Annotated in this window: 11 protein-coding genes; 2 read left to right on the forward strand and 9 right to left on the reverse strand. The window is 52.2% G+C overall.

Going from position 1 to position 22739, the window contains the following annotated elements; all coding sequences use genetic code 11:
- The first annotated feature begins 46 nt into the window (after nt 1-46).
- Entirely contained in the window at nt 47-574 is a 528-nt protein-coding gene (locus tag HY394_01440; GenBank protein MBI4052678.1) for a hypothetical protein, read from the forward strand.
- 90 nt (nt 575-664) lie between these two features.
- Here HY394_01440 and HY394_01445 read toward each other — a convergent pair whose 3' ends face one another.
- Nucleotides 665-2221 (reverse strand): hypothetical protein, encoded by a 1557-nt coding sequence (locus tag HY394_01445; GenBank protein MBI4052679.1) that lies wholly within the window; start codon nt 2219-2221, stop codon nt 665-667.
- Nucleotides 2222-2303: 82 nt separating this feature from the next.
- On the opposite strand from HY394_01445, the gene HY394_01450 reads away from it, so the two are divergent.
- Nucleotides 2304-2963 (forward strand): hypothetical protein, encoded by a 660-nt coding sequence (locus HY394_01450; protein ID MBI4052680.1) that lies wholly within the window; start codon nt 2304-2306, stop codon nt 2961-2963.
- A gap of 98 nt (nt 2964-3061) precedes the next feature.
- Here HY394_01450 and HY394_01455 read toward each other — a convergent pair whose 3' ends face one another.
- The 8 genes from HY394_01455 to HY394_01490 form a co-directional block, all read right to left on the reverse strand.
- Nucleotides 3062-3415: a hypothetical protein gene (locus HY394_01455; protein MBI4052681.1), complete on the reverse strand. Its 354-nt coding sequence runs from the start codon at nt 3413-3415 to the stop codon at nt 3062-3064.
- Entirely contained in the window at nt 3416-3739 is a 324-nt protein-coding gene (locus HY394_01460) for a hypothetical protein (GenBank protein ID MBI4052682.1), read from the reverse strand. It lies immediately after the preceding gene.
- A 33-nt stretch (nt 3740-3772) separates the two neighbouring features.
- Nucleotides 3773-3997 (reverse strand): hypothetical protein, encoded by a 225-nt coding sequence (locus HY394_01465; protein ID MBI4052683.1) that lies wholly within the window; start codon nt 3995-3997, stop codon nt 3773-3775.
- A 35-nt stretch (nt 3998-4032) separates the two neighbouring features.
- Complete coding sequence (locus HY394_01470) at nt 4033-4368, reverse strand: hypothetical protein (GenBank protein ID MBI4052684.1); 336 nt, start codon at nt 4366-4368, stop codon at nt 4033-4035.
- Nucleotides 4365-4700 (reverse strand): hypothetical protein, encoded by a 336-nt coding sequence (locus HY394_01475; GenBank protein MBI4052685.1) that lies wholly within the window; start codon nt 4698-4700, stop codon nt 4365-4367. Before HY394_01475 ends, HY394_01470 begins: the two co-directional genes overlap by 4 nt.
- A 50-nt stretch (nt 4701-4750) precedes the next feature.
- Nucleotides 4751-12214, reverse strand: coding sequence for a carboxypeptidase regulatory-like domain-containing protein (locus tag HY394_01480; GenBank protein ID MBI4052686.1), 7464 nt, complete (start codon nt 12212-12214; stop codon nt 4751-4753).
- A gap of 145 nt (nt 12215-12359) precedes the next feature.
- Complete coding sequence (locus HY394_01485) at nt 12360-22121, reverse strand: carboxypeptidase regulatory-like domain-containing protein (GenBank protein MBI4052687.1); 9762 nt, start codon at nt 22119-22121, stop codon at nt 12360-12362.
- A 93-nt stretch (nt 22122-22214) separates the two neighbouring features.
- A complete protein-coding gene (locus HY394_01490; GenBank protein ID MBI4052688.1) occupies nt 22215-22712 on the reverse strand; it encodes a hypothetical protein in 498 nt (165 codons plus the stop codon).
- Nucleotides 22713-22739 lie beyond the last annotated feature (27 nt).

The raw sequence follows: 22739 nt of genomic DNA on the forward strand, positions 1-22739 counted from the left end.
AATAGCCTTTTAAGTATCAATTTCTTTAAAATAATGTGATTCTCTGATGCCGCCACATTCCAGGCCGGCGAGGCCTGCAGACGTTTCCGCGAGGCCACAGTCTTATTCTGCTTCCGGCGGCGGGGCTTCATCGGGCATTTCCGCCATGAGCCTGCGCGAGGACATTAAGGCGCTGAATTCCGCGATTCTCGTGCTGTCGCAGAAAATGAAGTTTGTAGTGCGCAACGAGAAGATTCTTGGCAGGAACCTTCTTGTTTTGAACAAGAAGTTCAAGGGCTTTGAGGAGCCGAGGCAGAACGGAGCTTCCTCCGACAGCGGCGGCCTTGCTTCCGAGGACATTGAAAAGCTTTTGCTGCATTTGCAGGATCTTTCGGGGAAAGTCGACGAGCTTGAGGCAAAGCTCAAGCATGCGCAGGAAACCTCGGTGTCAAAGGAGCAGTTTGCCGAGCTCAAATATGTCATTGACGCCATAAACCCGCTTGACTTTGTAACGATCGCGCAGGCAAAGGAACTGATTGACAAGAGGCTTGCGAAGGATTCGGCCGGCGAATCAAAGAAAGAGAAGAAAAAATAGTTGCCGCTTTTTTTTGCAATTGCATTATGTTTGCATTTTTTGTGTTTGCGTTTTTTTTTGTAATTGCATTGGTTTGCGTTTCCTTTTATTTTATTGCAATTCCGAGCACGCGCTTAATCCGGGGCGGAGCATTGCCCTGTATTGCCTTTTGTTCCTGATCTGCACGCCGATGTCGTTGTTTTTGACTATCCCGATTTTGGCTTCGGTTTCCTCGAGCAGTTTCCTGTCAAGGTCGGTTTCAACCGGCGTCGAGAGCGCTATGCCCGTGCCGAAGGTTTTGAGTTCGAGCATTGTTTCGGCGATGCTTTTGCCGTCAAGCGTTTCATCTTCGAACGGCGCCAGCTTTTCCGTTTCGGGGATGAAAACCATTGTTTTGAGCCCTCCCCGCGAACCGTGTTTCCTGAAATGGTTGAGCAGTTCCCTTAACAGCGCGTCGACCATAATGAGCGACTGCCTTTTGTCCAGGCCAGCCAGGCTGATGTGGCTTGTCCTGCCGATGCCATGCAGCCATTTTTTTGAAATTTCCTCGACGTTGTTTTGGCCGCCGAAAAATCCGGGATAGCGAACATCCAAAAGCTTTGCAAGCCTTATGGTTTTGAGTTTGTGGAAATCGTTCCAGTCGTCCGTTGCGGGCATTTTTTCTATTTCTTTTATGAGGCCGTCGATCGACTCCGCTTTCGACAGCTTTACCGCCTTTGCAAGAGTTTGCGCTGCAACGTTGTTTCCGGTTTCAAAGAGTTCCAGCACGCCGTCAGCATTGAGGCTTGGAATGCATGCCTTGATGTTTTCCTTGGGCTTGAATTCCCTGAACGGGAAACCGATGGGTTCCACGTCAAGCTTGTAGTCGAGGAGCTTTTCCTTCTGCTCCGTCTGCCTTTTGAGGCCGGAAAACCTGTCGCTCCAGTCGAAGACTATTGCGGGCAGGCTTGAAAGCAGGGCGCTTTCGATGAGAATGTGCATTGCGTGGTTTCTTTCCTTTTCAGTTCCGCCGTAGATTACGGTGTGCGAGAAAAGCCTCAGCGGCTCTTTGAGCGGCTGGTTTTCCGCGGAAACCCCGAGAATGATTTCACCGGCCAGGTCGTGTTTTTGCATGTTTCCTTCATCCCGCTCCCCGTCGGCTGTTGCAGGCCCGGCAGTGCCAAGGCTGTTAGGCATGAGTTCCATTGCCAGCAATGGCTGGGAGAAGAACGCGTTTTTTGTCTCGTCGCCGCTTTTTTCCAGTTCCGAGAGCTCTATGTCGTATGCCTTTGAAAAGTTGCCGACAAGCTTTGCCGAGGTTTCAATCTGTTTGAGCTGCTCGTCGACGGTTTCCTCGAGCGAATCCTTTTCAAGCGGCGAATACGCCGGCTCGGAGGGCAGGAGCAGGAATTTCATTGTTTTTTTAGGGTCGTGCCTTGAAACGACTATCGCGTCTTTCGGAAAGGTTTCAACGAAACCGTCTATGTTGCCGGTAGCGTGGAAAACCTTGAAGAGCTGCGTAAGCGCGCCCTTTTTTTTGCCGTTTTCCTCGTCGAAGACGGTTGCGAGCACGACGGATTCCGGGTTCAATTTGATTTCCGAGGCGTGGCCCAGGACATTGCCTTCGAACAATTGCTTCCAAGGGCCCTGTAAAAACCTGGCCTCTCCGCTTTTCCGTTTCATGCCCATAACCAAAAACCGCAGGTTTAAATATGCCAATTTTATTATTAGATAAGTGTTAGCCTAATAAAAATTTTTGGTTGCGGTTTGCATGGTGAACAAGCAGGTTGTCCTTGAAACTATCAAGAGAATGCGCGATTCCGGCCTGGACAATGCGGACATCGCCAAGACTTTGCGCGACATCGGCATTTCCGACAATGAAGTCGAGGAATATCTTCTGGAGCTTGAGGACAGCTATGCAGGCAAAAAGCCCAAGCCCGCAAAGGCAGGGGAAGGCGATGCGCAGTCAGCCGAAGGCCGGGGCGGGGAACGCCAGGGTGAAGAACGCGATAGCGAAGCGGAAGAGGGGGATGCTGAAGGCGGGGCCGGAGACGAGGTTCAAGGGCAGGCAGAGGACGATGATAATGACATTGACATTGCCGAAAAGACGGCGTTGCGCGTGAAAGAGCATTTGGACCGCAGGCTTGAGGAAGACGCAATGCAGGATGCCGAACTGCAGAACCGGCTTGACAGCCACTCCGAAAAGCTTGAGGCCATGCACGAGAACGTGCAGGACATCCACGGCAAAATCGCTTCGATTGCATCAGGGCCGTCGAACCGCGATCTGGAGAAGCGCCTTGCCGACATCAATGAAAGGCTCTCCGCTTTGGAGGCGCAGGTCAACGACCTCAAAGCATTGTCCACGGCATCAAAGGCTTTGCTTGCGAAAATCCTTGAAACCGACAGGCGCATTCTCGGCGAAAAAGATTAACTGTTTCTGACTTTGCAAACACCTTACTCGGCATTCTGCGAAAGCAGAATGCCTTGGTTTCGGCACGCGCGGTCGAAAACGCGCCCGGACGAAACCGGCTAACGGAAAATTTCGAAGAACATTTCCGACACGTTTTTTGCGCCCTGGCCCATGCGCGAAATGAGGTTCGGCGACTTCCACTTGTGGTGCGAGGGCGCAAACAACCCCTCGCCCGTTTTTTTGCCCATTTCCCTGAACGACCTGTCAACGAAACCTGTTTTGACGGCTCCGGCTTTCCTTTTCTCCATTTCGGAGACCGTGCCGTGCAGGAGGAACGAGAAAAAGCCTATGGTGATTTTGAGGATTGCCGCAACTATTCCGAAGACGAACAGCCAGAACCCGAAGACTTGTGCGTTAAGCTGCATTGCAATGAAGCCGAAGACGAGCGTCCAGAAAATTGTCGCCCATTTCATTCAATACCCGCCGGGTCCGCCGTAGCCCCCGCCGCCCATGTCACCGAACATGTCCATTGGATAGCCTTGCGGCGCACCGGGCTTGTCCCCGGAACCGAAGGCAAGCGCTATGATTATGAGGCTGACAAGGATTATGGGGCCGTATGTCTTCACGTCCGGGAAAAGGAAGAACGCGCCGAGCATGATGATGACAAGCAGTATTGTCCCGATGGAACGCATTGAAACCACGAGTATGCCGACAACTCCAAGAATCATCCACTGCTGGTTGAACTGTATGGCAAGCATTATGAGCAGGACGGCAATGATGAACGCGAGCGTATCCATTCAAATCACTTTTTTAATGCCGCCGCCATTTCATCACGCCATTTTAGCGAACAATTCCTTTCCGAACGTCGCGAACAAAAATATCACTGCCGGAATCCAGACCAGCTCCGGGAACTGGAAAAACGTCAGGTAAACTACGATAAGCGAAAAGATGATGGCGAGTTTTGCGCTGCCAAGCTGGCCGCTCGCCCAGCGGAAAATCCACACAAGGTAGACGAGAGTCAGCACCTGAATGAGGTTTGTCACAAAGTCAGCCATTTTCCCGCCTTACCATAATTGTGCCGCATCCGGTTTTAATGCTGCCCTCCGAGAACCGAACGCACGTTGACCGTTCCCCAGAGTATGACCGAGAAGAACCCGAAAGTCCAGAGAATGAACAGCACGTAAACCGATGAGAAGATGTAAACCCATTTTATTGCAAGGAAATATATCAGCACCCCCGAAATTATGAGCGACGGCACGCCGGGGCCGAGGAAATTCCTCACTGTCGTGAAGATGACGAGCACGAGTATGAGCCTGAAAACGATGTTTGCCGGAGTGAAAAAATACATTATTGTCGGCACGGCAATGGCAATGAGCAGCAGGAACAGGAAAACCAGCACGAGCGCGTTGATTCCTTTTTCGTTCATCTTCTGCCTCCTTCATGGCGCATCGGCCCCATCATCGGCATTCCGCCGTGCGCCTGGTCCCCGCTCTGCGGCAGCGCCCAGAACACGTCTATCAAAAACTGCGTCATTCCGAAAGTAAGCATGAGGTATAGCACGAATATTCCGCCGAAAAACCGCCAGTAATCGAACACCACAAACCAGGAAATGATTGCAATCAGGAGCAATGCCATCGGGCCTTTTCCGAGGTGGTTGAGTATGAACGAAACGATCGTCATGAGCGCGAAAATCTTCAGCAGGAAGTTCGCGTCCGACAGGAGCTCGCCCAGCAAAAGCAATGCCAAATCCGGTTGCATAATATTGCCTATGGTTTTTCTACTATAAATAATTTCCATTGATTAAAAAGTCAGCTTATGCACGTATTCCCGGCTGACAGCCCCGACTCGAAGCCCTCGACGCTTTTCCCGCCTGCACCATTTTCCTCGAACAGTTTGAGCGCATTCCAGTAGAAAACGCTTTTGTCGCCGGAATCCGAAAGGCAAACAGTCTGGTCTCCGACCATTCTGAACAGGTCGTTGAGCTCCTGCACCGTGCCATTTGATGCGAGATTGTTTTTCTTCATCCCGCCCAAGCCGTTCAGGTTCACGGTCGTGCCGGTTTCGCTGTTCATTGTCGTGAACGAAAGCGTTCCGTCTCCTGGAGAAAGCGCCTTCAGCACATAGTTCGAGTTCGCGGGCGTAAAGACAACGGTTTTGAGGAAAACGTTTCCCTTCTTTTCCGCGCTCTGCCAGTCGACCGCGTAAGCGTTTTCGGCGCCCGGAACCGGGTCCGAGGAATTTCCTTTCCTGTCGGGCCTGTCCCAGAAAACGTTTGAAGCAAAGTCGCCTGAGAAGTCCTTGCAGTTCGACATTCCGGCCCAGTACGCGAAAACCGTGCCAAGGGTTTTCGGCTGGCCGGCCTGGAACAACTGGTAGTAGGCCGAGAGCCTGCTTCCATCCGTTTTGTCGGAAGACATTTTCATTACAACCGGTGTTGCATAATTCGGCGAGAATGTCATCTCTTTGTCAGTCCCGGTTGCGCGCCTGACTGATAGCAGTGCTCCGCGCGTGTCAGCAAGGCCGTTGATTTTTGCCGGGTCGGCCTCGATTTTTGTCCTCAGCAATGTCATTGCATCCGAGTTTTCAATCGGCTTTGTTTCGATTATGTCCTGCGAGTTTTCAGTCGAGATTTTCACGGCTTGGCCGCTGTTCAAATAGTTCAGGCCATAGCCCTGCCTGCCATTGCTTGTGCCGACCCCGACCTTTCCGTCGAACGGCAGATAATAGAATGTCGATTGCGGTTCAGGATAGCCCTTGTAATAGAATTTCACAAGGATTTTTGCCTTGGGCTTTCCGTCCGGGCCGAAGAATTTCCAGCCGTCGCCGAAGTCGATCCAGGCCTGTGCGTCATACGTGCCTGCATCGGGCAGTTTGTCGGAGCTTGTAGTGTATTGGAAGTCAAGCCTGTCAGTGTCAGCAAAGTAGTCCGCAAACTTTCCCGTTCCATCGGAATCGAAATAGCTGGGCGTGTTGTAGAATGTCTTGTGCGCGTAGAATTCCGCGAAATCCTTCTGGAAATCGTCCGAATAACCGTCCCTTATCAGGTTGACTCTTGGCCTGAGCAGTTTCCTGAGGGTTTCCTTGTCGGGAACGTGCTCCGTCCAGTTGGGTTCCTGCTGGTCGGCGTTTATGAGTTCTCCGAATGTTTCCAGGTCGCGGTCAAAGAACGCCTCTACTCCGGAAACTCCGGGCATCACTTCGTATGTCGTGTTCTTCAGCCAGCATTCCTCGTCCGCAGGAGGGGAAAAATTCCAGAACAGCAGTTGCAGGTTGTCTGTTGAGTAATGCGTTGCGTCGCTTGCCGGCAGTGCGTTCACGAAACCGGGTGCAAACAACGCGTATGCAATGAACGGGTGCCCGGATTTTCCCAATGCGTTCCCGTCGAATCCGAGTTCCGCTGAGCTGTTCCTTGCAACGCTGATCTCCTTTTCCTCGTCCCCTGACACCGCGTTTCCTTCGGTTCCGCGCAAACGGAAATGCACTTTTACTGTCCTGTCCTCCGAAGTCCTGTTGAACACCTCGACCGTGAATTTGAAATTGTCGTTTTCGTCCTTGTCGTAGCGCAGTCTCTGCAGGCCGATTTTTCCGGCAGGCACGTCCTTTTGGCTTGCAGTGCGGGTGTTTTCCTCGGCCACGCCCTGCCTTACTTTGTATTCGGGGTTGACCGGGCAAAAAAATACCGGGTTCGCGTCGAAGAATTCGCGCAGGAACTGCATTTTCTGCGTCAATGCAATGCTGAACTGCGTTGCGTCGCAGTAAATGCCATCCGGATTGTCTGCATCACAGCTTTCCGCATTGATGTTGTCGCTTCCATCCGTTGTCCACTTCCAGTTGAGGTTGACTTTAGGCAAGGCCCCTTCGCCCGTCCTTCCGTTTGCGTTGCATGCGAACACGTTGTTGCTTAACTGAACGGGCTGCCATTGCTGCAATTCCTTGGTTTGCACGCGGATGTGGAATTTCTGCGAATACGTGCGCGTTGAAATGCCATTGCAGCTTCCCTGTTCGGGCGAATCGCCTATGTTGTATTCGGCGAGCGTTCCGCTGCTGCATTCGATGTCATACGAGTCATCGCCCGTTCCATGGCTTCCGTTTTCATTGTCATGCCTGAAGTCGCCGTGCACGTGCTCATTCGCCGAGACTGTGAGGATGCCGTATTCCGGCAAATCCGACCCGTAGCCTTGGTTTGAAAAGTCTATTTCCTGGGTTTCGAATAATCCATCCCGCCCTTCCCTGAAATTCCATTCCGGCTTTATTTTTCCATCGAAACCGCTCACAGAAAGCATGTCGTCTGATGTGTCGGGCGGCACTTTCAGCGAAGGGTCTTTCAGCGAGGTCGAGCCGCCCAGGTTTATGACGAATGCCGGAAGCGTGTTCACTGCATGAACGTCATGGCATGAAAAGAACAGGTCTGCCAACAACATGACCGCAAAGTATGCGATGACTCCGATTGCAATGTTTATCGCGAACGATGTTCCAATCGTTGCCGCGGTTGTCCCGCCTGCAAGCGCGGCCGTCACTCCCCCGATTGAAACGCCGAGTCCGATGGAAAGCAAGGCGGTTACAGTAACGCTTACCTGGATGCTTGTCGCAATCAGGGCGGCGGTTTTAACATAGCTCCTGAACTTTGCCCTGTCAGTGTTCTGCAAATCCTTCCACACGCAGCCGTCAGCGCGCACCTTGACCTGTTCGATGTACGCGTTGTTGTACAGCGCTGTCTTGTCCTCGCTGCCGGGGAAAACTTTCAGGTCGTACCGGTCCATTGAAAAGTAGCCCATGCCCGCCCAAGGCCTGCCGTTTTCCCAGTGCGCCGGGTTGAATACAAGGATATCGTCCTTGCGCAGTTTTTTGGGCGCCCTTGAAGCGAAATTTCCGTAAACGTTTATGCCGTAAACCCCGGCTATGTCGCGGTCGCCGTCGACCTTTATTGTCTTGTGATTTGTGTTCGGGCCCGGCACCAGTTCGAAGTCTTTTTCTGACAGGCTCAGGCCGCCTTCGGTTCCGCCTGAGCATCTTCCGTCCTGGTAGCACAGCCTTATCCGCACCGGCTGGCTTATGTTCGGGCAGTTTTCAATTGAAACCGTGATTTCGCCGGTGGGATCGAAGAATGGCGTGCCTGGATTGTCGGCGAGTTCGCGCCTGCCGTTTTCCGGAGAATAGCTGATGCAAGTTGAAAGGTTGACAAGGCTGATTCTTCCGCTGAAATCCCTTGTTGCCTGGGTTTCGTCGAAGCCGTGCTCGGATTTTAGCAGGCCGTTAACCTGAATGTCGAATCCCGCATCATTGTTTTCCGCGCCGAGCTTTGAAGTGAAGACAAGGCTTGCGGAAACGCTTTGCCCGGCCGGAATTTTTTCAAGCACGCCGATGGGCACGTTCGGCGGCAATGCGTACAATCCGATTTCCCTTCCCGTGCCGTCCTTCAATGAAAGTGAAACGTCGCCGAGATGGCCGCCGCTGTTGGGCTGGTACGAAAACTTCAATCCGTCCAGGGCAATCGGCGTGCCGTCGATTTCGCAGTTGTTGGTTATGCTGGAGATGTGCCCGTCGGTTTTCCCGTTGTCCGTGAAGTCAACCCAGTCGGGGTTGTCGATTGAAACGCATGGCGTTGCGGGAACGTCGCCGAGGGAAATCGCAACTTTCAGCGGCAGTTGCACGTCATAGGTTTTTGCGAACGCCGCGTTCTCGAAAGTGAAAAGCGCCTGGCCGTCCACGCTCTCGTTTTTGGCGATGAGCAGAGGTGAAATGATTTTGGTTTTGATTATGCCTGAAACCTCTTTTTCCTCGAGGCCCGCAAGTTTCAGGCCATTGCCGGAGTCCACGCCGGTTTTAGCGCGCAGGAACGAAAGCATTGAAGTGTAGTCGAGCAGTGCAAAGAACCTGGAATTTTTTCCGGACAGGCCTGCCTCAGCAAGCCCCAGTTCGGCGCCGGAAAAATTTTTCATGGTCAGGGTTTCCTGTATTATTTCCTCCGTCCTGTTCCGCGAGTTCACGCCTGACGCGAGGCTTTCAGGCTCGAATGCGATTATTTCATCCGAAACCACGAGCTTCAATTGCGCGTCCTGCCAGTAGCCGATTTTTTCGGCTTCGAAAACAATTTGCGTCGATGGCGAGCTTGCCGGCAGATGGAACACGGCTTTTCCCTGGCCATCGCTCAGGCAGTTGTTGCCTGAAATGCATGAAAGCATTGTTTCGGTTCCGTCGGCAAGCCTTTTCCTCGCCTTCAACAGCACGTTCTCCAGCAGCTTCCCCTGGCGGTCTTTCACCGTCACAAGAATGTCTTTTTCCTCGAATGCGTGCAATTTGTCAGGTTCGGCTGACAGGACAAGCGACTCGTTTTTCCTTGTCCGGAAGCCGATTTTTTCCCTGAACAGTGTCTGTCCCGCGGAAAAGATTTTTGTTTCAAGCGAGTTCGCCTGCACCTTGCTGCCGCGTATCCGCAATTTCACGAGCACGCTTTTTCCCTTTGAAAAGTTTGGCAGGGGGATTGCACTTATTTTGGATGCGTTGAAGTTCGCATTTTCGACAATGTTTGACTGCGTGTCAAGAACAGAATAGCCTTCGATTGCAATGCCGTTGTCCTCCGCGTTCCTGGAATCAACGCTTGAAATTGAAAGCGCGGGCTGTGCAAACTCCGCATCCGAGTTGTTCCTGATTATGAACGAAACCTCGTATGGCGCGAAAACAATGATGTCGTACGGCGGATCGAGGAAAAGGTTTTCGCGGAGGTCCAAGACTTTTTCGCCGGCATAGCAGAAATCGGAATCACAGCGGACCAGCACACCTTCCTGGAAATCGCTCAAGTCAAACGTTTTCGCGTACAGCTCTTTTTTTGACGCGGTTTCACGCGCGGCCCCCAACTCGGTGTCGGCAGGCATCCTGCTGTAAGAGTCTCCGCTGGCAGTCCACGCCCTGTAATGCATTGGCAGCGGCGAGAACGCGGGCGTGGAACTTTTCACCACGACTTCAAAGCCGGCTTCAGCCACCATTTCTTTTCCGTCCGGTGCAAACCTTGCGTTCGCCCATTTTCCGGGCATGCCTGTCTGCGGCACGGGATTTTCCGCATCAGTGCCCGCCGGAGGATTGTAAGCTGCGCCCTTTTCAATTGCCGCGTTTCCTATGTCCACTGCGCCTACGAAAAGGTTTTCGCCGGCAATTCCTGCCTGGTCGCCTGCCCTGAAATGGACGCCGGCGCCTTCAACGCCTGCGGGAACGCTCAGGCGAAACAATGCAATGTACGAATGGCCTGCTTCCATTGCATTGCTTTGCCTGTAATTGTCAAGCATTCCAATGAATTCGATTTTTGGTCCGGCAATGCCGCCTTGCAGTGGCAGTTCGCCGGAAAATTCCGCCTTGGTGTTTGCGAAAAGCGTTTTCGGGATTGTCGTGAAAGAAACATGGCCGGGCGAGGTTATGACCACAAAGGCTTTCTGCCCCGCCCTTATTTTCTGCGAAGCCTTTCCGTTTGGCAGATCAAATTTTGCAATGCTTTCTCCGAGCATGTTGAAGAATTCGGCCTGCGAGTTTTGGAGCGGCGCGCCTTGTTCATCAGTTGCCTCGATTTCAACATCGGCATCGCCTATGACCAGCCTTACCCTGAATTCGTTCAGCTCCTTTTTCAGGATTTTTTTGGCAATCCCTTTCGGCGCGGCGTATGCCTGCGCCTTGTACGCCGAAGGGTAAAGCGTTTCCTCTTTCACTCCCGCCCACAATGCAACGCCGTTGGCGTCGGTTGAACGCGCGGGATACGGCGCGAGATTCCCGTTTTCAAACAACAGCTTTGCAATCGCGCCTTCGACCGCAACATCGTCCTCGTCGAAAACCTGCACCCTCACCTTTCCGGAGTTTTCCTCCGTGACTTTTTCCAGTTCGATTGAAACGTTCTGCTCGCCGCTGAGCGAGGCAATGCCTGCCGTGCCGTAAAAATAGTCGTCCTGCGAAACCACGATTGCCAGGTTTGCCTGCGGGTCGAAGAATGAAACGATTGCGTCTTCGCCGCCTGTGCCGGTTTTTCCCGTGCCTATTTCAGCGCCGTTTGCATTGCGCACGGAAACAACTGCATTTCCAATCCTGCCGCCCGAACCTTTTTCAATTGCTGAAACAACGAGTCTGGCGCGCACGTTCCTTGAAACAACCGCATTCACGGCCGTTTCCTGTGCTGGCAGGACTTCAATGCCCTGCTGAGAATAGCCGGAATACGCGCCGTTCGCATCCGAAACAACAACAGAATACCTGCCCGGCAGGAGGCCCTTGAAGACTGCCTGTCCATAATATTCCGTGTTTTTTTCCGCGACCAGCCCGCCTTCGAAATCATTTAGCCGCACCGAAAAATTCGTTGACGTGACAATGCCTTGCTTTTCATCCGCTATCGTCACCCGGATTTTTCCCGCAATCGCCAAGTCCGCCCCGGTTTCGCGGATTTTTCCCTCGCAGTCATTTGCGCACGCGTTTGCGTCCTCGCTGTTCTGGCATACGCCGTCACCGCAAACCGCGCCCGCCCCGCTCACGCCGCCGGACAAGAGCTCTGGTGTCAAGGTGAGAGTGTTGACGGGCTGGGGCAATTGGAATGTTTCCTCGCCAAAGCCGGACGCAAGCACAGTCGCGGAGAGACCGATGCACTCTGAAACGTTTTCAACGATTATTTTTCCGTCGCCGTCGTCGTCCGCCAAAACTTCTATGGGCAGAGTGCCCTGCCTGCATGAAAGCCTGACGCTTGTGCCCTTTCTTGCAACGCGCTCGCCGCTTGGGGCCTTGAAAATTATCGTCTTAGTTGGAACTTCCACGCCGGCATATTGCAGGACGATTTTCTGTTCCACGCCGGCCTGAACCGCAAACGTGCCGGCGAAACCTGAAACGGTTTTGCCGTTCACAAGCTGTTCCCTCACGGCAATTTCAATGCTGTCAGCATTTCCTGCCGCCACTGAAAACCTGCCATCTGCGCCGGAAACAGCTTCGCCGGCAGCGCTTCCAACAATGAAATTGATTTTCACACTTGACAGGCCCTGTCCGGTCAGGTCAACAACCGCAAAATCCGCGTGAACGCCCTGATTTGGCATTGCCTGCTGCAAAAAAATGGCCGCGCCGAACACTAGAACAAGCAAAACCATTGCCAGCAGCAATGCAAACGACGGCACAACCCTGTCGACCGCGTCAACAACGCCGTAAACAGGCGCGCCCTTCGCCTGCAATGCGTCAAGCAGGGAATAATACCTGTCTTCCGCCGAATAATAGAGTTCTTTCAGTTTTCCAAGCAAGCCCATGTAGAACAGCCTTTTCATATAATGGGCATTCGGCTATAAAAGTTTTCTCGCACGCGCTTTCGATCGCGTGTGCCGAAACTAAGGCGTATTGCTACGGCAATACGCCGAGTAAACTATTGCAGAATTAAATGTTTCCGGGGCGTGCGAGTGGCAGAGTTCCCTATTATGGCAGTTCCCTTGGCCCGGTCTTGGGTTCGGTCTGCGTGCACGCGGCTTCCGCGGCATTCATCTGGCCCTGCATGTTTTCAAGTATGGGCTTGGGGTTCCAGAAGAACGCGCTGAAAGCCCTTGAAGAAGAGCCATCAACACACAATGCGCCGTCGTTGACAAGATTGAAAACGTCCTGCAAAGTGTTTATGCCGCTGCCCGGCGAATTGTTCGCCATGCCGGAAACTCCGACCAATGCGACCTTGTCTCCCGCCTCGTCCGCGGTTGAAAGGCTGGCGCTCTGCGAAGCCGAAGTGATGTAAATCCTTGACGAAACGTTTTGCGGCGTGAAAATGACAGTGCTCAAGCCGACGCTGGTCGAAGCTCTCTTGGGCGAGCACCATTCAAAGCCGTAAGAAGTGGAAACCGCATCCCCGAGAACGCGCGCGCACTGTTTCTCAAGGGCCTGCCTGTCCCTGGCATTGTAAAACCTTTCCGCCGCAAGCGCGTCGTCAAAGTCCCTGCATGCTCCCCCAACGCCCGTCCATTCCGACAGGTATGTCGAGGTTCCGAACGGAGTGCCGCCAATGTCGACTCCGTAGAAAGCGTAAGCAGATTCGGCAACCGGGCTTGAAACCCTCAACAATACCGGCGTCGCAAAGCTCGGGCTGTAATCCAGCTTTGTTGTTTCGCCTTGCGTTGAAACGCTCAGAACTATTCCGCGTTCCGTCTGGTTCAGTGTCCTGAAATCGTTGTTGAAGCTTGCCAAAATCCAGCCGTTTGGCACGGGCAATGAAGTCGGCGAATTGGTTGCAAACACCGGCTGTGAGGAATCAGCATTGATTTTGATTGACTTTTCCGATTCTTGCCTGAAGTTGACGCCATAGCCCTGCCTGCCATTCGCGCTGTCCAATCCGACTCTTCCGTCAAACGGCAGATAATAGAACGGGCTCTCCGGGTTCGGCGCGGCTTCTCTCGTCAGCTTGACTTCGATGAAAACATCGGGCTTTCCGTCCCTGTAAAAGTCCCAGTTTTCGTTGTTGAACTTGATGTTCATTTCAACCAAATATTTGCCTGCTTCGGCAAAGCCTATTGCCTGGCCGGGCACAATGAATTTGAACCTGTTCGTGTCGCCGAACAGCTCTCCAAGCCCGTCGTTTTCGGTGTAATAGCTTGGCGTTGCAAAGAACGACTTTGTCTTTGCGAACTCGTCGAAGTCCTTCTGGAAGTCCTGCGTGAAACCGTCGCGCATTATGCTCGCCTCAAACCTCAAGTCCTTCAACGCCTTCTCCGAACCAGGCAGTTTGCCCCGTTCAAGCTCGGTCGCAACAACGTAATCGGAGAACTTCTTTGTGCTGTAATCCCCGCAGTCCTGCAATCCCGAGAAACCCCATGCAAAGTCGCTGTTCAAATGGTCGTTTGCCTTTTCCGCGTTCTTGCAGTCGGCGCACAATGCGACTGTGGCGTTCGCGTCAATCTGGTACTGGCCCTGCCTCAGGCCGTCAACTATGCAGCTTGTGCTTGACTTTGTCTGCACTGAAACGTCTTCCTCGCATTCCTTGACAACCGAGCCGTCAGCCGCCTTGACAGTGGTCTTCACTTTCGCCTGAACCGCCTGCGCATTCGAATTGCTGACCGTTACGACAACCTCGCCGGTGTTGTTGCCGAGCTTCCTGACCTGGGTCCTCGTTATCCCCGCATCCGCGTCAATTTCGCTCAACGACTGTTCCCTTATGGACGAAACCGATTCGGGTGAAGCGCATTCGAACGGCCTGTTGGCCTCGACAAAGTCCCTGAAATCCTGCAATTTCTTGAGCAATGCAATGCTGAACTGCGTTGCATCACAGTAGATTCCATCCGGGTTCGAGGCATCGCAGCTGTTTTCCTTGACACTGCTCCAGCTCCAGCCTATGCCCTTTGCAAGGCCGATTGCGGGCAGGGCCTCTTTTCCGGTCGAGCCGATCCTTGCGCCAAGCTGGCAGTTGTTCAAAGTTACCGCCGGGCAGGGGAAAGTGTTCGGGCCGCATTCCTTGGGATCGAATGAATTGAACTGCAAATGGAATTTTTCGAGTATTTTGTTCCTGTCCTCTGTTGTCTTCTTTTCATTGGCTTTCGGCTGGTCGGGCTCCCTTTTGCCCTTGTAGCCTTCGGTTTCAAACTGCTGCCTTCTCGCCTGCACCTTCAACAGCCTGAAAAACGGCACTGTCGGGTCGGCCTGCTTTATTCCCTTTGAATTGATGAACGCCAGATCCTGCAGATAGTTCGCAAGCAGGGGATCATCCTGCCTTGGAATGCTTGAATTCGTGTCAAGAATCTGCAATACGATGTCCTTGCTTTCCTCTTCAGCAATAGTTGCCGTGCCCGCGCCGGTGGCCGGCTCGATTTTTTCGCCCGTCATCAGCAATTTGATTTCCCCGACAAGCGCATCCTTGGCAATGATTGTAAACTTCACGTCATCCTGGTTGTTGTAAGCCATCCACGTGCCGAAAATCAGGCCATACATGCCGTAGCTGTAAGGATTGGGCTTGCCGAGAATGGCCGAACCGGCGCCGATCAAAACACTTGTCATGAGCTGTGGCAGTCCGCCCTGCCCGCCAAGCGCTCCGCCGCCGGTCAAAATGTAGCCCATCGGATTCTCTGCAAAAGTTGGATATTGGCCCGAACCCATCTGCGGCCCGCCGCCAAACAGCGTGCCCTGCTGTCCAAACAAATCGTACCCCGTCAAAGGCGCGGTCACAAGGCCGGTGGAAGGCGAAACATCCGAGCCCTGCGCCAGGCCGGCGATGGAGGAATGCGAAATGTCTTCTGACAAGCTGGCCGACTGTGAAGTCCATTGCGTGCACGCGTCGCTGTCGCCGGAATCGCATTTGACTTTCAATGCTTCAAGCCCTGTCACTTCAAAGATGTTGGTTCCTGATGATTCAAGGCTTTTTGACTTGTAAACCGCGGTATCTTGTGTACTGCCCCGGTGCCTTATAGTGTAACGTTCGGCATAGTTTTTGCTCGTGTCTTTGTAGGAATATTTGTAGCTGACAAAACAGAATCCTGTATTGGGTGAAGTATACCTGTATGGGCAGTTGTTGCTTGCTGTCTTAGCAACCAAACCAGTGGTAGCATTTTTCAAGAATGCGGCTCGGACAGTGTCCGGCGTCACGGTTATATTGCCCACACTGTGTGGCTGGCTGTCATTAAGTGTTGTCGCGCCAGCCCCCCAATTTTCTTTTGAAGTGCTGTATTGCACGGTATTGTCCACAGTAATCCTAAAACGGGCAAGAACAGTTTGATTAGATGTCCTATATGTGACATATTTGTACCAGTTTGTGGCCAAAAAAGAATCAACGTCTTTGGTTTTGCCCGGTTGGTTGGGCACCGGTTCCTGTGTTCCGGACCATCCGACAAAAGTTTTGCTCAAATCAACCGTGCCGGTTCCTTCCGCACCGGGAGCGGGTTTTGGTGTTCCAGTTACAACTGTCGACCGAGGCCCGTCGCCGGATGTGTTGAATGCAACAATATAATAGAAATAAGTTTTCGCGTTTGCCAACCCTTGGTGTAAAAATTCCGCAATTTGGACTGTTTCTGCTAGCACATACGGCGTGGTATCTGGCTCCGCGGTAAATCCGAAATAAATTTTGTATCCTGTCGCGCCGGCAACAGCTTCCCAAGTCAACGTTATTTTTGCATCTCCTTCATCAACCGTTATTCCTGCAACTTTTTTTGGTTTTGTCGCTGCAGGGGCCTGCCCGCTACTGATTGATATTTCCTCAGATTCCCCCTGGCCTATAATTTTTCCGCTGCTATCGGCTGCTTGGACGAGGAAGCGGTAGTTTCCAGGACTCAATTCATCAAACACTGTTGCATCAACGGTTGACCCCAATGACCTGTCTGCAAGTGAATGATATTCCTCTTTTATGACATATCTGCTTGCACCCTCGACTAGTGTCCATGACACAGTGGCCGCGTTGCCGTTGGGTTGTGCTGTTACAGTTATTTCTTTCATTCCGGTTCCTGCGCCTGGTTCTTGTGTCTGTCCGGCAATAACTTTGACTTTTAGTGTTATTATGTTTCCGTTGCAATTTGCGGTTATTGTCGTGTCCCCGATTGCTATTGCGGTTATGGTTGTTGTCTTTCCGCTTGTCGGGGAAACCTCTGCAATGGATGCCTCTTGTGTTCTCCAAGCAATGCTTTCGCAGTTTTCCGCCTGCAGCGCCTTTGTTTGTCCGACCTGCAATTCTATTGTGTGGGTATTGTTTATTGTTTGTCCGCCACTGATTATTTCAAAGCCGCTTCCGCCTTCAGCTTTACTTTCACTCATTATAAATTTTATTTTTGCCTCTGCCGTGCTTTCCAGGTTCAATGCCTTGTTTCTGGCAATGAATTTGAGCTGGAATTCATTGGGCAGTTTTTTGATGTCAAATACTTTTATTGTAAATGCCGGGATGTCGTTTTCCTTTGTAACAGTCCAGTCAGTCGTGGATTTTAGGCTGCCGCTGTCCCAGTCGTATTCGGTTACTTTATCGGGGTTGTCGATTTCGCCTATAAATGTGATTTCCCCGGCCTTGCTGACATTTATCTCATTGGTTTTATTGCTTGTAAGGAGTTCAAGTGGGCGTCCATTCGGACTGAGTATTCTTGCTTCGCCGAGCTGGTCGGGGTCGATGACGTGGACTATAATCGTGTTCGAAACCACTTCGCCTTGCGTATCTGTCGCCTTGAGTCTTGCCTGTATCATATAGTCTCCAGGTTTCGGGGCTGTCCCAGTATATGTTTCCCCGTTCCGTGTGGTGATTGGCACGACTTCGCCGTTGCGCAACCATTCTATTTCGCGGTCTGCACCGTGGATTGTTTCGTTATACTCTGCGACAAACTTTATTTCGTCGTTGGGCTTGAAAGGCGGCTCGCTTAACAGCCTGATTTTGAATCCTTCCGGCGCTTTAAGGCTTTTTATTTCGCCTGCAATCTTGACTGTTTTGATTATTTCCTGCGCCTTTTTATTGATTATGGCTGTCATCGGCACGGTAAGTGTTATTTCGTCGACTTTGACTTCGTCTATGTTTTCAAATTTGCTTTGCCTGTCCTTTGAAATGACTATAGAGTACTGGCCGTTCTGGTTTGGTCCCGCAACGCTGTCTATTTTCCAGTCCGGCCACTCCTTGTCGGCTGAGAATCCTCTGCCCGAGCTTATGCTGACGTTTCCGCCGCGCCAGCTTATCTTGTCCTTTTGTATCTGCGTTATGGCCGTGCCCTGCTGCGGCGTGAGTTCTGCAGCAGCCCGTATTCTCGGATAACCCGTTGCCGGGTCGTTCGGATCAATATATATGACGCCTGTTGCAGTAACCACGGCCTGCATTTCCTGTTGCGTCAGCGGCTTTATTTCTTTTTTGCTCGCCCCGTAGTATTGTCCTATCGCGCCCAATGCCATCATGAGCAGGCCGGTTTTGAGGCCTTCCATGAGGGCTTTTCCGAAGTCTTTTGTGCGCGAAGTGATTTCGACTTTTTTTTCCGAGCACTTGTTCAAGAGCTGTGCCGTGTCATAACCGTCGAACTGGTTTGTGGGGTCGTCGTAGACGTCGAACTCGTATTTGCTCAATTCAAAGCAGCCGTCCGGCGCGATGCGCGCCCTGACCATTTTCAACAGCCTTTCCTCGGTCTGGCCGAAGGGAGTCGCGTTCACAAATACCGGGTACTGTCCGGGATTGTTGTTTTCCGCGAGAATCTGGATTGCCTTGGTTTCCTTTTCCCCGAGCTGGAAATTGCTTTCGCTTAAATTGAGCTTTGACTGGAGTTTGAACTGCGTTGCCTGGCCGCAGCCAAGCGTTTCAATGTTGAATTCCCCGCTTTCGCCTTTTTTCATGTTGACTATGCCCTTGTCTATGCGGACGCAGTCCTTGAAATTGACTGCCGCGATTTCAACCGTCATCTTGTCGTTGAGCGTCTGGCTCCCGCTGTCGGTTTTGTTGCCTGCCTGGAATTCGATCGTCGCTTTTGCGCTTCCGCTTGTTCCCGCGTCAGGCGTGAACACCAGTGTGAGGGTCTGGCTTTCCTCCGGTTCCATTCTTGCAAGGATTGTCCTGTAATAGCCGTCCCTCAGTTCCTTTGTGAACTGTTCGCTTCTCAACTCGAATGTTCCGATGCTGTTGCTCTGCCAGTCGATTTTCGCCTGAATCTGTTCCAATGGGATGGGTGTCGAGGCGACTGTGCAGTTGTTCTGCAATGTCACGGAAACCTGCACTGGCGAGCCTTCTGTCGAGGTTTTCCATTCCTTTTTGCTTATCGTGAAGCAGGTCGGAGTGTCGGCTTCTCCCCCCACGCCGATGGAAATCTTGACGGGCAATTCGAAACTCCATTCTTCATCAAGCCCTTCAAGCGTCGCAATAAGAGTTCCGGACAGGTTTGTCGCCTGTGAAACCCTTCTGCCGAGGTCGGAGAGGTTTGCCCTTAAAGTGAAGCTTGACTTGTCGTTTGCCTTGATTGTTTCGCCTTTGAATGTTTCAAGCCATTGCGAGACCTGGTCTTCGCTGATGTAGCCGCGCAAGTCGCCTTGCAGTTCGAATTGCCTGACTTTGAGGTTGAACTCGGTCCTGTTTGTTATGTCGAAGACTGCCGTGTTGTCCGGCCTTGTCTGCGCATTGAGCGTAAGGCCGAGCGTGTCGGGCGACAATTCCGCGATTTTGTCGTTCACGTTGAGCGCGGTTTCAAACGTCTTGTATTCCTCTTTTTCGACGAACAGCTTGAGCTTTTCCCCCGGCATCTGGCTTGGCAGTTGTATCTGCGCTATTCCCTTGACTGTCGTGTCTGCCTGCAGCAATGTCGAGTTGAACCTGTCCTTTATTTTGACTGCCGCATTTTCGACTTCGAGTTTCGTGTTCTTGTCCTTGACTGACACGGTTATCTCGTTCTGCACGCCTGATGCGAGCAAATCGGGCCTGATTTGCACGTCAAACTCTTTTGCGGGGTCGACTGTTATTGAAATGTTCTTTTCGTACCTTATCCTCTGCCCGCTTCTCAATAGTATTTTGATTGTCTGGCTGCCCGGAGCCTGAGGCGAGAAGTTTAGCGTTGTGCTTATCGCGTCGCCCGGCTTGAAGTCCTGCACGTTTATCCAGGCGGTTTCAAACGCGTTCACGTCGCCTGATTTTTTTCCGTTCTGGCTGCCATAGACCGTGTAAGCGCCCAAATCCATTTTTTCTTCCGGGTTCTGGATTTTCATTGTGGCCTGCGGGAAAGTGTCGACGTCGTTCCCGGAATTATTCTGTATGGTGAAGTTGAACACGTACGGGTTGAATATTTTGGCAGTGAAGTCATTGTTGACTGTGGTCAGAATGTCCTCTTTCCTGTCAAGTATGCTGCCGGAGAAGCAGAACCTGTCGTTGCAAAGCGTTTCGGTTCCGACCTGGCGCGTTTCCGTTTTTGCGTTGGCGTAAAGGCCTTGCTTGCCCCCCGCATTTTCACTTTCGCCGAGCCCGGTGTCAAGGGGATCTCTCTTCCACCGGTTGTCCTGCGTTATTGCCCAGGCGCGGTAGAATATGTTGAGTTCGTCTGAAACGCCTGCGGTTTTCTTGACTTTGATGTCGGCCGTGAACTCTATTATGCCTGACTGGAATGACTGCCATTCAGCGTTGAACCATTTTGCCTCGTCAAGCGTTTCCTGTATCTGGCTGTCCTGCGCATAATTGTCGGGCGGATTGTATGACACCGATTTGATGACTGCGGGGTTTGCCGGCAGGTTCAGTTTTTTTATGAGCAACTGGTCGGTTTCAATCCTGTTCGTGTTTCCCGTCCTGACGTGCACGCCCACGCGCCTGTAATTCCTTGTGTTGTCCTGCCTTGGAATGTGCAGTTTGAATTTTGCCGTATACTCTTCGCCTTCCGTGAGAACCGTTGCAAGGTCTGCGCCCTTGTAGAGGCCGGCAAGCTCTATCTGGACGTCGCCGCTGATTTCTTCCGGCTCAAGCGTTGCGTCTATGACTGTCGCGGAGTTGGGCTGTATGTCGTACACTATTGTCGTGTAACTGCCATAGCCTTCCTTTGAGACTACGGCGTAAACGCTTTTGTCCGCCTTTGTGGTGTATGTCAGTATTCCGTCGGGGCTTTCAACCGGCCTTGAGCCTCCTCCGACCACTTCCCTGAAAACCGGGTCGTAGAATGTGACGTCCGCAAATTGTATGGGCTGGCCGTCCTTGTCTTTCACGTGCACTTCGATTGTGCCGTCCGGGATCTGCAAGGTTACGACAAGCCTCTGCTTTTCGTACGCGTTCTGCACGAACTTGACCGGGTCGCTCCAGCCTGCTGTGGAGCCTTTGAATGCGAATGCCTTGTATGTTCCTGTGGGCGCGATGAATTCGGCTATGCCGTTGACATCGGTTGTTTTTTGCGCGTATCCGAGGCTGAAGCCCTCTTCAGTGTACAGCTTTACCGTCGCGTTCCTGATCTTTTTGCCCTCGTCGCTTAAAACCTGCACCTGCAATTGGGCGCCGCAGCTGCTGTTGCCCGGAATGAATCTTTCCATTTCGACTATGCGCAAAGTGTTGTTCGGCACTATTCCGGAGAGCCTTTGGGGACAGTATCCTGCATGGTCTATTGTCATATCGTATGGCGTGTCCTCTTCCACGCTGAAGACTGCGTTGAAATCAGTGCTTGAGGTTGTCTTTGTCTCGATTTCCCGCCCGTCCCTGAAGAGCGTTGCTATTGCGCCGCTTATGCCGGAACCGTTGTCCTTGTCGACCGTTTTTATCCTGATGGTGTGCAGTCCGCTTAGCGTTCCACCGCCCCCTCCGCCGGACTGCAGTGTTATCGTTATGGTTTCCCTTCCGTTTGCCTGCACTGAAACGCTTTGCGATGTTTTTGAAGCATAGTTTGCCGTCGAAGAGGTTCTTGCAAAGTATGTTCCCGGGGAAACGTCGAACGACGCTGTGCCGCCGATTGCGTCTTTTGTGTCAACGGGCACGCCGTCATACCCGTCATCCGTGAAAATGCTGACTTCGACCGTGCTGCTGATGAAATTGCCCTGGCTGTTCAGGAGTTCGACGTCAATCGTGCCCTGTCCGCCTGAGATTTCCTTTTCCTGCAACAGTATGGTGTTTGTGATTTTGCTTAACGGCACGCCGTGCTGGGGCTCGAAGCTGTATGATTCGGCTGTCGCAAGCAGTTCGCCGCAGTCGCTTGGCTCCTGGACTTCAGCCGAGCCGTTCACGACAGTGATGCTGTCCGGCGGAATCGCATCCGGGTTCGTGCATTCAAAGCTTATGCTTACGGCTTCGGTTATCCTGTTGCCTGTCGCGTCCTTGATGAGAATCGTGCGTTTTGTGGTGCGCGTTGCTCCCGGCGATTCCTTTTCAAGTTCCACTGTTGCCAGGGTGTCAAGGCGGTCCACAATTATTGCCTGGCTCACAAGCTTGTAGCCCTGCACCGACACGCCAAGTTCGACTTCGCTGTTGAGCTTGAATTTTTGGCTTGGAATCCTGCCGCCTGCATCCGTCCTGAACGGGTTCGTGGTGCCTTCGAAGCCTAATGTTACGTATGCATTTTCGACGGGCCGCCTGCTTTCATCAAGCACCAGCACAGTGAGTTGCGCGTTGTCCGAATTGATGAGAGTCCACGCAAAGCCCGCTGTGCCGAGAATGAGCAATAGCACGAGTATGAGGAACAGCACGAATGACGGCATTATCCTGTCAATTGGTTCGACGATTTTGTAGACTGGGATGCTCTGGTCGAGCTTGTCGAGGAACCTGTAATATTTGTCTTCCCACGCGTAATAGATGTCCTTGAGCCCCAAATGCAATCCCTTTCACGATTTTAACGCCGACCGATTAACCGGTATTATTCTTGTCGTTTCTTTTATTAATACCTTTTCTTTTTTTTAACTTTTCCTGTTTCACAGCGAAGCCAGCGCTTCAAGCGCCGGAAGTATTTCGTCGCCTTCAATTGCCGCGGTTATTGCAACTATGGTTGCCGGGAGGATTATGCCAAGAAAAATGATTGCCGCGATTGCCATGATTATTTTTTTGTTGAACGCGAATGCGTTTTCCTTTCCCGTCATGTCCTTGTGCAGGAGTATGCCGATTGTCGCGCCGGTCTTCAAGCTTAATGCAAGCGGCAGCAGGAGGAGCGCGGCCGCGGGCTGTTTTGCAATAACCGGCCCCATAATCATTCCTATTGCAATCGCCACGACCGGCGAAAGGTAGCCGAAGAAAAGAACCGACAGCACGAGTGCGGCGGCGGACAGGAGCAGGGTCTGGATTATCATGTTGCCCTTGAACGGCATTGCGATCGAGGTTTCAAAAAAAATTGCGATGGACAGGCCGAGCAGCAATGCGAGCATGCTGATAAGGAACAGGACTTTTGTTTCCGGCGGCAACCTGCCAGTTTCCAAAAAAACCACTTTTTTCCGTTAGGCTTT

The sequence above is a fragment of the Candidatus Diapherotrites archaeon genome, assembly GCA_016205145.1.
In the GTDB taxonomy this organism is placed as follows: Archaea; Iainarchaeota; Iainarchaeia; order Iainarchaeales; family JACQJH01; genus JACQJH01.

What these genes read in the sequence shown, in the direction of transcription:
- HY394_01440 (MBI4052678.1), top strand. Translation starts at nt 47, where the DNA reads ATGCCGCCACATTCCAGGCCGGCGAGGCCTGCAGACGTTTCCGCGAGG.
- HY394_01445 (MBI4052679.1), bottom strand. Translation starts at nt 2,221, where the DNA reads ATGGGCATGAAACGGAAAAGCGGAGAGGCCAGGTTTTTACAGGGCCCT.
- HY394_01450 (MBI4052680.1), top strand. Translation starts at nt 2,304, where the DNA reads ATGGTGAACAAGCAGGTTGTCCTTGAAACTATCAAGAGAATGCGCGAT.
- HY394_01455 (MBI4052681.1), bottom strand. Translation starts at nt 3,415, where the DNA reads ATGAAATGGGCGACAATTTTCTGGACGCTCGTCTTCGGCTTCATTGCA.
- HY394_01460 (MBI4052682.1), bottom strand. Translation starts at nt 3,739, where the DNA reads ATGGATACGCTCGCGTTCATCATTGCCGTCCTGCTCATAATGCTTGCC.
- HY394_01465 (MBI4052683.1), bottom strand. Translation starts at nt 3,997, where the DNA reads ATGGCTGACTTTGTGACAAACCTCATTCAGGTGCTGACTCTCGTCTAC.
- HY394_01470 (MBI4052684.1), bottom strand. Translation starts at nt 4,368, where the DNA reads ATGAACGAAAAAGGAATCAACGCGCTCGTGCTGGTTTTCCTGTTCCTG.
- HY394_01475 (MBI4052685.1), bottom strand. Translation starts at nt 4,700, where the DNA reads ATGCAACCGGATTTGGCATTGCTTTTGCTGGGCGAGCTCCTGTCGGAC.
- HY394_01480 (MBI4052686.1), bottom strand. Translation starts at nt 12,214, where the DNA reads ATGAAAAGGCTGTTCTACATGGGCTTGCTTGGAAAACTGAAAGAACTC.